The organism is Pseudomonas tehranensis (assembly GCF_014268615.1).
GTDB lineage: Bacteria > Pseudomonadota > Gammaproteobacteria > Pseudomonadales > Pseudomonadaceae > Aquipseudomonas > Aquipseudomonas tehranensis.
Window position 1 is genome coordinate 1 of record NZ_JABWQV010000194.1, and the last position, 9,490, is coordinate 9,490.

General features: G+C 60.8%; 9 protein-coding genes. 1 reads left to right on the forward strand and 8 read right to left on the reverse strand.

Annotated elements, in window-relative coordinates; translation table 11 throughout:
* Positions 1-57 precede the first annotated feature (57 nt).
* Positions 58-771 carry a FadR/GntR family transcriptional regulator gene (locus HU811_RS20910; protein WP_186657889.1) on the reverse strand — a complete coding sequence of 238 codons (714 nt, stop codon included), beginning with the start codon at positions 769-771 and terminating at the stop codon, positions 58-60.
* Positions 772-868: 97 nt separating this feature from the next.
* On the opposite strand from HU811_RS20910, the gene HU811_RS20915 reads away from it, so the two are divergent.
* Positions 869-1,612, forward strand: a complete 744-nt coding sequence (locus HU811_RS20915) for a FadR/GntR family transcriptional regulator (RefSeq protein WP_092402410.1) — start codon at positions 869-871, stop codon at positions 1,610-1,612.
* 127 nt (positions 1,613-1,739) lie between these two features.
* Here the strand turns inward: HU811_RS20915 and HU811_RS20920 are convergent, their stop codons facing one another.
* The 7 genes from HU811_RS20920 to HU811_RS20950 all read right to left on the reverse strand — a co-directional run bounded on the left by HU811_RS20920 (position 1,740) and on the right by HU811_RS20950 (position 9,059).
* Positions 1,740-2,462: an oligogalacturonate-specific porin KdgM family protein gene (locus HU811_RS20920; protein WP_186657892.1), complete on the reverse strand. Its 723-nt coding sequence runs from the start codon at positions 2,460-2,462 to the stop codon at positions 1,740-1,742.
* A gap of 138 nt (positions 2,463-2,600) precedes the next feature.
* Positions 2,601-3,368: an ABC transporter ATP-binding protein gene (locus HU811_RS20925; protein ID WP_186657894.1), complete on the reverse strand. Its 768-nt coding sequence runs from the start codon at positions 3,366-3,368 to the stop codon at positions 2,601-2,603.
* Positions 3,369-3,378: 10 nt separating this feature from the next.
* Complete coding sequence (locus HU811_RS20930) at positions 3,379-4,218, reverse strand: ABC transporter ATP-binding protein (RefSeq protein ID WP_186657896.1); 840 nt, start codon at positions 4,216-4,218, stop codon at positions 3,379-3,381.
* An 11-nt stretch (positions 4,219-4,229) separates the two neighbouring features.
* On the reverse strand, positions 4,230-5,138 hold the full coding sequence (locus tag HU811_RS20935; RefSeq protein ID WP_047230516.1) for an ABC transporter permease: 909 nt from the start codon (positions 5,136-5,138) through the stop codon (positions 4,230-4,232).
* Positions 5,138-6,175: an ABC transporter permease gene (locus HU811_RS20940; protein WP_047230517.1), complete on the reverse strand. Its 1,038-nt coding sequence runs from the start codon at positions 6,173-6,175 to the stop codon at positions 5,138-5,140. Before HU811_RS20940 ends, HU811_RS20935 begins: the two co-directional genes overlap by 1 nt.
* Before the next feature lie 35 nt (positions 6,176-6,210).
* Positions 6,211-7,833: an ABC transporter substrate-binding protein gene (locus HU811_RS20945; RefSeq protein WP_186657898.1), complete on the reverse strand. Its 1,623-nt coding sequence runs from the start codon at positions 7,831-7,833 to the stop codon at positions 6,211-6,213.
* A 71-nt stretch (positions 7,834-7,904) separates the two neighbouring features.
* Positions 7,905-9,059, reverse strand: coding sequence for a mandelate racemase family protein (locus HU811_RS20950; RefSeq protein WP_186657899.1), 1,155 nt, complete (start codon positions 9,057-9,059; stop codon positions 7,905-7,907).
* Between the last annotated feature and the right edge of the window lie 431 nt (positions 9,060-9,490).

Consider the following 9,490-nt stretch of genomic DNA (forward strand, 5'->3'; position numbering starts at 1 on the left):
CATCGCGAGCAGGCTCGCTCCCACAGGGTGGTGTGGTGGGCGCAGGTTTTGTGGAGGTTATTGCGTCGTCGAGTCAACCACTCCCCGCACCCGCTGCAGCATGTTGATCAAATGCAAGCGCATCGAAGCCCGTGACGCTTGCGCATCATGGCGCGCCAATGCGGCATAGATCTGTTCGCGCTCACGAATCACCAAGGCCCGATTCTGCGCCGTGACAGCAGGCCCGGCCTGTTGCACAACGGCGATCAGGGTGTTGCCCACATGGGTCATGGCATCCATAAAAAAGCTGTTGCCGGTGCACCGGGCGATCTGCAGATGAAATTCAAAATCCAACCGGGCGCTTTCGTCATCCGTTGCCTCAACAGCATGCGCAGCATCGAGCGCTGCGCGCATCGCCTGCAACTGTTCCGGGGTCGCCCGTTGCGCGGCGATGCCGGCGGCTTCGACTTCCAGACTCTGGCGCAATTCGATCACCGCCAGCGCGTCGTACGCGCCACCTTTGACGTGCTTGCTGCCCTGGAAGTCTCCCGGGCGGGCGGTGTCGACTACAAAAGTGCCGATGCCGTGACGCGTTTCCACCAGGCCTTCGGCCTGCAGCCGCGACATGGCTTCGCGGACCACCGTCCGACTGACGCCACGGTCCTTGATGATGACCTGCTCGGTCGGCAGTTTGCTGCCTGCGGGCAGTTCGCCGGCCAGTATCTGCTGCGTCAGATCGACCACCAGTTGCTGGGTCATGCTCAGGCGTCGATCGGGTGTGACACGGTCCATTGCACCTATCCATTAAAGCCAGACGATCGCGGCATTATAGCCGCGACCTAACGTCGAAACGCACTATAATGCCGGCTGATCACACTAGAGCAAGCCGATGACGGACCAAGCGTTATCTCCATTGAATAAACCGCGCCGCCTCGCCGAAACACTGGTGGACCGCTTTGCCCAGCGCATGCGTGAAGGCATTCTCAAGCGCGGCGAAAAGCTCCCCACCGAAGTGCATATCATGGAAGCCGAGGGCGTCAGTCGTTCGGTGGTGCGTGAAGCGCTGTCGCGCTTGCAGGCGGCGGGGCTGGTGGAGACGCGGCATGGCGTCGGCACTTTTGTCCTGGACATGCCGGCGCCGGAGGGTTTCACCCTCGGGCCGGCGACGATTGCCACGTTGTCGGATGTGCTCAACCTGCTGGAGTTTCGCCTGAGCCTGGAAGTCCAGGCCGCCGGCATGGCTGCCGAGCGCGCTACGCCCCAAGCCCTGGCCGAACTGGCCCAGGCGCTGGAAGCGTTGCTGCAAGGCCCGGAAAAATCCGGCACCACCATCAATGCCGATTTCCAGTTCCATCTGAAAATCGCCAAGGCCGCCGGCAATTACTACCTGATCGACATCATGAAGCACCTGGGTACCAAGCTGATCCCACGGACCCGGATGAACTCCGCCTATTCCGGGCAGAGTGATCGCAGCGCCTACCTGCAGGGGATCAACGCCGAACATCAACAGATCTTCGACGCCATCGCCAGTGGTCATGTCGACGCGGCGCGGGCGGCCATGTACCTGCATTTGAGCAATAGCCGCATGCGCCTGTGTGAAACTCAACAACGGCAGGCTTTTTACAACGAATAATGCCCACTGGTTCTGTGGGAGCGAGCCTGCTCGCGAAGGCGGCGGCACACTCAACATAGATGCCAACTGATCCGACGCTATCGCGAGCTGGCTCGCTCCCACAAGTTGATCCCAGTGTTCACACAACTTAGAAGAAGCTGTATTTAACACCGACCCGCAGCCGCAACTGGCGATCGCTGTCGACCGAGTTGACTTTGATATCGCCCACTTCAAAGAACGGTGCCCAGCGTTTATCCCACTGATATTTGACCACGGCGTTCTGTTCATAGTCGTCGGTGCCGCCGTCATAGCGAATATAGTCGGCATCGAAGTAAGTCAACTGATATTCATAGGCCCACGGTCCTTGGGGGCCATAGTTGATATAAACATCGTAACGGTTGACCGTCTGATCGTCCTGGCCGTTATGCGGCACGTCACGGTCGATCTTGTCGCGGTCCAGCTTGGCTGAATCCAAACGGTAGCGACCGGCAAGGCTCAACTCTTTGGTCACGCGGTAACCCAGACGCAGGCCCAGCTTGTAGGTGGTGGATTCTTCGTCGCTGTCCAGGGCCAACGAGGGCGTCAGCATCCAGCGATCATTGATCTTGTGCTGGTAGTTGACGGTAAATTCGTGACCGCTGCCGACGGTATTGTCGAAGGCGACGTCTTGCCGGTCACCGGCGGTCTTGTATTTGAGTTCACCCTCCAGACCCAGGCCGCTGTCCAGCCGAATACCAAACTTGGCACGGTCGGCGTGCATGCGACTTTTTTCCGCATATTGGTGGCGCACATTGATATAGCCGGTATCGGCCTGAGCAATAACCGAAGTAAACAAGGAAGCGAGAGAAAGTATTACCAGTGTTTTTTTCATGTTTTTTATTCTTGTTGGTTGAACGGGTTAGTTGGGTTAAACGCTAAATCACAGGCGAGCGCGTGCGCGGCATTGAAACCTGGGGTTCAACGTCTTTTGCGGGTTAAAACAAGTGCAACTGATGAATCAGGGTTTAGTTCAAACGGCGATGGGGATGCCTTGTATGTCTCGACTGGCCTGCACCAGTAAACGGGTATAAGCGTGCGTGGCACCGTCACTCGCCAGAAGCTGACTGTCGAGGGTTTCCACCACCCTGCCCTGCTGCATCACCGCAACCCGATCGCACAAGTGCGCAACCACCGCCAGATCGTGGGTCACCATGAGGTAGGTCAGGCCTTCCTGGCGGCGCAAGTCGGCCAGCAGGTTGAGAATTTCCGCTTGCACCGAGACATCCAGCGCCGAGGTCGGCTCGTCCAGCAACAGCACCCGGGGACGCAGGATCAACGCACGGGCGATCGCCACGCGCTGGCGCTGGCCACCGGATAACTGATGCGGGTAACGAAAGCGGAAGCTGTCGTTCAAGCCGACCTTGCGCAGGATCTCGCTGACCTTCTGCGCACGCCCGTCGATGCCGTGAATGCGCAACGGTTCCTGCAACGCGGCATCAATGGTGTAGCGCGGATGCAACGAGGCGTAGGGATCCTGGAACACCATCTGCACCGTACGGTAGTGGTTCAGCGGCAGGTTGCGGGTCACGGTCTGGCCGGCGACCTGCAGTTGCCCGGTCCAATGCTGATACTGCCCGGCCAGACAGCGCAGGACGGTGGTCTTGCCCGAACCGGACTCCCCTACCAGGCCGAATGCCTCGCCTTCGGCAACACTCAAATCGACGTCATGCAATACCGCGTTCAGTGCCGCGCCGGTGCCAAAACAAAGACTCAGGCTGGCGATTTCAATCATGCTCATGACAGGCTCCTCAAGCATTCAACCACTGTGGGTCACGCTGCAACACCGGCAGGGTGGCGCGCCGATGATCCAGGCTCGGCAGTGCGGCCAGCAGGCCACGGGTGTAGGGATGGCTGGCTTGATCAAGGTCGGCGGCGGCAATCGACTCGACCACGCGGCCGGCGTACATCACCAGCACGCGGTCACAGAAATGCCGCACCAGATTCAAATCGTGGCTGATGAAAATCAGCCCCAGATCCCGCTCGCTGACCAACTCCTCCAGCACGTTGAGCACCTGACGGCGCACCGACACATCCAGGGCAGAAGTGGGTTCGTCGGCGATGATCACCTGGGGGTCGGTGATCACCATCATGGCGATCATGATGCGCTGGCCCATGCCGCCCGAGACCTCGTGCGGGTACAAATCGTAGACCCGCTGAGGGTCGCGGATGTGGACCTTGGCGAGCATGTCCAGGGCGCGTTCGCGAGCTTCGCGATGGGGTACTTTGTGATGGGCCAGGTACGCCTCGGCGATCTGTTCGCCGACCCGCACCACCGGGTTCAGCGAGTACTTGGGGTCTTGCATGATCATCGACATGCGCGCGCCACGAATCGCCTGGATCTGCTTTTCGCTGGCGGCCAGCAAGTCGATATCGGCAAAACGCAACGTCTTCGCGGTGACCCGCGCCGTCGGCGGATGCAGGCGCAAGAGACTGCGGCCAACGGTGGACTTGCCCGAGCCGGACTCACCGACGATGGCGAGTTTTTCCCGGCCCAGAGTGAACGACACGTCACGCACCGCCAACGAGGTTTTGCCGGCGTTGCGAAATTCCACACACAAGTCCTGTACGGCAAGTTTTATCTCAGTCATGGGGCGGCTCCTCAGGATTGGCTACGTGGGTCAAGGACGTCGCGCAAACCGTCACCCAACAGGTTGAAGGCCAGGCTGACCAGCATGATCGCCGCACCGGGTGCCGCCACCAACCACCAGCTTTCAAGCATGTAGCGCCGCCCGGTGGAGATCATGGCGCCCCATTCCGGCAACGGTGCCTGGGCGCCGAGGCCGAGAAAGCCCAGGGCGGCAGCGGTGAGAATGATGCTCGCCATGTTCATGGTCAGGCGGATGATCACCGAGGACAGGCACATCGGGATAATGTGGCGCAGGATGACCCGGGTACTCGACGCGCCCTGAAGCTGCACCGCCACGACGAAGTCAGCGTTGCGCAGCGGCAGGGTTTCAGCGCGGGCGAGTCGGGCAATCGGCGGCCAGGCGGTCAGTGCGATGGCGATCACCGCATGCTCAAGGCCCGGGCCAAGGGCGGCGATGAACGCCAGCGCCAGGACCAGACTGGGAAACGAGATGAAGATGTCGGTGATGCGCATGAACAGGCTGTCGACCCAACCGCCGAAGTAACCGGACACCGTGCCCACCAGCAAGCCGATCGGCCCGACAATCACGGTCACCAGCAAAACGATGTACAAGGTGATGCGCGAGCCGTAAACCAATCGGGCGAAGACATCGCGACCGTATTCGTCAGTGCCGAACCAGTGGACGCTGCTGGGTGCTTGCAACGCCCCGGCAAGGTTCTGCAACAGCGGATCGTGACCGGCAATCCATGGCGCGAAAACCGCGACCAGCATCAGGGTCGAGACGACGATCAGGCCGGCAAAGGTCATCGGGTTGCGCAGCAGAAAACGCAGCAGGCGCAAGGCACTGACGGCCATCGCTGCCGTACTTGAAGATGGCAGCGCGGCACTGCCGGCTGCGCTGGAAGCAAGAGGCAGGTTCATTAGCGTGTCCTCGGGTCGAAGATCTTGTACAGCGCGTCGCTGATCAGGTTCAGCGTCACGAAAATGAGGCCGATCAGCAGGACACAGGCCATCACCGCGTTCATGTCACCAAGCAAAAGGCTGCTGGTCAGGTACTGGCCGAAGCCCGGCCAGGCGAACACGGTTTCGATCAACACCGCACCTTCCAGCAGACCGCCGTAGGCCAGTGCGACGATGGTCAGCAGCTGCACGCGGATGTTGCCGAAGGCATGACCCCAGACGATGCGCCGCTGGGACAAACCCTTGACCCGGGCGGTGATGATGTATTCCTGGGACAACTGCTCGAGCATGAAGCTGCGGGTCATGCGGCTGATGTACGCCACCGAGTTGAAACTGAGGATCACCGCCGGCAGCAGGATATGTCGCAACGCACTGCGAAAGGCTTCCCAGTCGCCGGACCAGGCGGTGTCGATCAACAGCAGCCCGGTGTGTTTGGGGATCAGCCCGTCATAGGCCAGGCCGATGCGCCCGACGCCACCGGCCCAACCCAGCCAGGCGTAAAACACCAGGAAGGCCATCATGCCGATCCAGAAAATCGGCGTGGAATAACCGAACAGCGTGATCAGCCGCGCGATATGGTCCCCGGCACGCCCCTGATGGGTCGCGGCGTAGACGCCCAGCGGCAAGCCCGCCAACACGCCGAACAGAATGGCCAGGGTGGCCAGTTCCAAAGTGGCCGGGAAGACCCGGGCGATGTCGGTGATGACCGGGTTGCCGGTCAACAAGGCCATGCCGAAATCACCGTGGAGCAGGTCACCGAGGTAGATGGCGAACTGTGTCCACAACGGCTTGTCCAGGCCCAGCTCTTGATACACCTGGGCGTAGGCCGAGGCGTCGGCGTCCGGGCCGACAATGGCCAGCACCGGGTCCAAGGGCATGACCCGTCCGATGAAAAAGGTCAGTAGCAGCAGCCCCAGCAGCGTCACCGCCACCGACCCGCTGCGCCGGGACGCCGAAGCGACCCGGGATGTCCAGATTGAAAAGGATGCAGTCGACATGTTCATTCCTGCCTTGGCCGTATCGGCCGTCGATTTCAGCGCTGCTTGTAGACGTCCCGAAGACGTGTGGTGGCGGCGGTATGGCCGATGTAGTTGCGCACGTCCGCATGGATCACCACTTCGTCGACCATCTGTGAAACCGGCATGATTGCTCCGGCCTGCTGGTCGTAGAGGGTCTGGATCTGCGCGTACATTTGCCGCTGGCGCTCGGGGTCTCGCTCACGCTCAGCCTGTTCGATCAACTGATTGAGCTGCGGGTTGAAGAACGAGGTGCGCCAGCCCTGGAAGTTGCTCAGCTTGGCTTCGGTGCGGTTGTCCGGGTTGTAGACCAGGGCGCGCAGACTTGAGTGGGGATGACGCTCCGCCCCGCCACCACCACGACCGACGAGGATGTCGAACTGGCGGTCGCGCATTGCACCGTAAATCTGATTTCCCGTGCCGGTGATGATGGTGGCCTGGATACCTGCCTGGGCCAGTGTCGCTTGCAGGCTGGTGGCGATGTTGATGAACGGCGGATCGGTCAGCGAGCGGATGCTCACCTTGAAGCCTTCGGCGTGCCCCGCCGCTGCCAGCAGACGCTTGGCCTCGACCACATCCAGGCGATAGCCCGGATCTTCCAGGCGTGCCGGCAGCCCCAGTTGCATCGGCCGCTGATTGATCACCCCGTAGTGCGGCATCACCACATCGTTGATGCCCCGGTAGTCGATCAACAGGCGGATGGCCTGGCGCACGCGGATGTCCTGAAACAGCGGCTGTTGCATGCTCATCGCCACGTAATACAGCGTGCCACGGGCGATGCTCTGGATGCGCACCTCGTCGACCTTGCCCAGCGCCTTGATGTCGGTGGCCGCCATGCCTCGGGCGACGTCCAGATCACCGCGCTCCACCATCAGGCGCAGGGCCTGAGACTCGGTCATGTTGCGCATGATCACCCGGCGCAACTTCGCAGGGCCGCGCCAATAGTCGTCATGACGACTCATCAGGATCACGTCGTTGGCGCGCCAGATGTCGAGCTTGAAGGCTCCGGACCCGGCGGTGTGGGTCGCCAGCCATGCGGCGCCCTGATCGTCACCGACCTGATGTTGCAAAGCGACCGAGCGATCAATGATGAAGGCGCTGGGAGAGGTCGCCAGAGTGTTAAGCACCAGCATCGGGTCGGTGCTGCGCGGCAGGTCCATGACAAAGGTATGCGGGCCTTCGGCGCGCATCAGTTTGCTGACGTTGTCGGCGGTGAAACCGTAGGCTTTCCAGGTCGAAGCCAGGGCGCGGTTGAGGGTGACCACGCGCTGTAGCGACCAGGCCACGTCTTGCGCGGTGAGCGGTGCGCCTGAGTGAAAACGCACGTCATCGCGCAACTGAAAGGTCAGGCGCATGCGGTCAGGGCTGACTTCCCAGCTTTTGGCCAGGGCCGGGATCAGCGTGTCCGGATGCGCCGCGTCCTGCTCCAGGAGCATGTCATAGACGTTGGCGTTGACCTCGGCGACCTCCAGGCCGGTTGCCGCGGCCGGGTCCAGGGACAGCAGGTTGATCATGCTCATGCCCACCACCAATTGGTCGGGGGGCGTTTCGCCTTGAGCCAGGCTGACGGGCAACTGCACTGTGCACAGGGCCACAGTGACACACAGCAGCCTGGTCAGGCGCTTGGGCCAGAGTTTCATGGTTCAGTCCTTTCTTATATTTATAAAGACTTGTCGTCCGGGCAGCTATGGGCCTGGGACGTGGTGCGCGATCAATGTCGAGACAAGGTATTGGCTTCGATATACGCGAAGTTGATGTCCTCGCCCAACCCTGGCCGATCAGACAGGTGCACAAAACCGTCAGCGTCCATCGGGTCAACGATGCTATTGAGGTGTGCCGGGACCTCTTCGTAGTCGAGAAACGGATGCAGCAGGCCGCGTTCATACCAGCGACAGTTGCTGATGGCGCCCACCACCGCCAGGTTCGCCGCGCCATTGCCATGGACTTCGCAATCCATGCCGAACGACTCGGCCAGGTGCGCTACCTTCAGGCACGGCCCGATCCCCCCGACCCCGGCCACACCGGCGCGCAGGATGTCACACGACTTGTGGGTGACCCAACTGGCGCGGCTGTGGAACTTGCCGGCGATACTTTCCGGGCCCAGTACCGGGATGTCCAGGTTGGCCGCCAGCCAGGCATAGGACTCCGCGGAGTCTTCCATCATCGGCTCTTCGAACCAGGCGAAATTGAGTTTCTCCAAGGCCTTGCCGATGGTCAGCGCATCCATCCGGCTGTACCAGTGGTAGCCGTCGAGCATCAATGCGATGTCCGGACCGACTGCCTCACGCACGGCGGCGCAGGCTTGAATGTCCATCTGCGGATTCGGCGCAAAGGAGATGGGCGGCATCCAGGTGTGCAGCTTGATGGCCTTATAGCCGCGCTGGACCAGCTTTTCGGCGAATTGGCCGTACTCATCCGGTGTCGACAAGCCACCCGGCAGATCATCGCCACACATCGTTGAACCGTACGCGGGCACCTTGTCGCGATAACCGCCAATCAGCTTGTGTACCGGTAACTTGAGCTTGCGCCCGGCCAGGTCCCACAGCGCTTGCTCCACCAGCGCCAACGCGCGGTCGGTGAACTGCCCGGCACTGCCGCGCTGCCAGTGCGCCAAGTCTTGCCAGATGCTTTCGCGGTCCATTGGGTCCCGGCCTATCAGCACCTTGCGTACAAAGGATTCGATGATGTGCGGACGAATCAACTCAGGCGGACCGAAGGCATAGCCCTCGCTGCCGTCGTCGCAGCCAATTCGCAGCAAGGCCATCTTGATCAGAACCTCCTCGCCCGGATGAGCGTGACCGGCGCTGTCTTGAGCGCGGCGCGAAGGGGTGGAAAAGACTTCGACGTGAATGCCTGTGATTCTCATAGGGGAAGAACACCATGTGCTGTGATTTTTATTTGTATGTCGTCATACAACGTAGCCGATTATTCGGACGTTTCCGTCAGACTGTCAACCCGTAAATCAAACAAAAACCAACAGATGGTGGGATTTCCATAGCGAAGAGGTTATTTATCGCATCCAAAATAACAGAAGTCGTCATACCACAACGCCAAAAATAGGACTTGGAAGGACAAGAACACCGGCTCCCACAGGGGATCTGTGGCTGGCATAGAATCTGTTAACACCGCGATCAAAAACTGTGGGAGCGAGCCTGCTCGCTATAGCGATCTGTCTGAACTGGTGATGTTGGACGGGCCGCCGTCTTCGCGAGCAAGCCCGCTCCCACAGGGGGATGTGTGGCTGGCATAGAATCTGTGAACACCGCAATCAAAAACTGTGGGAGCGAGCCTGCTCGC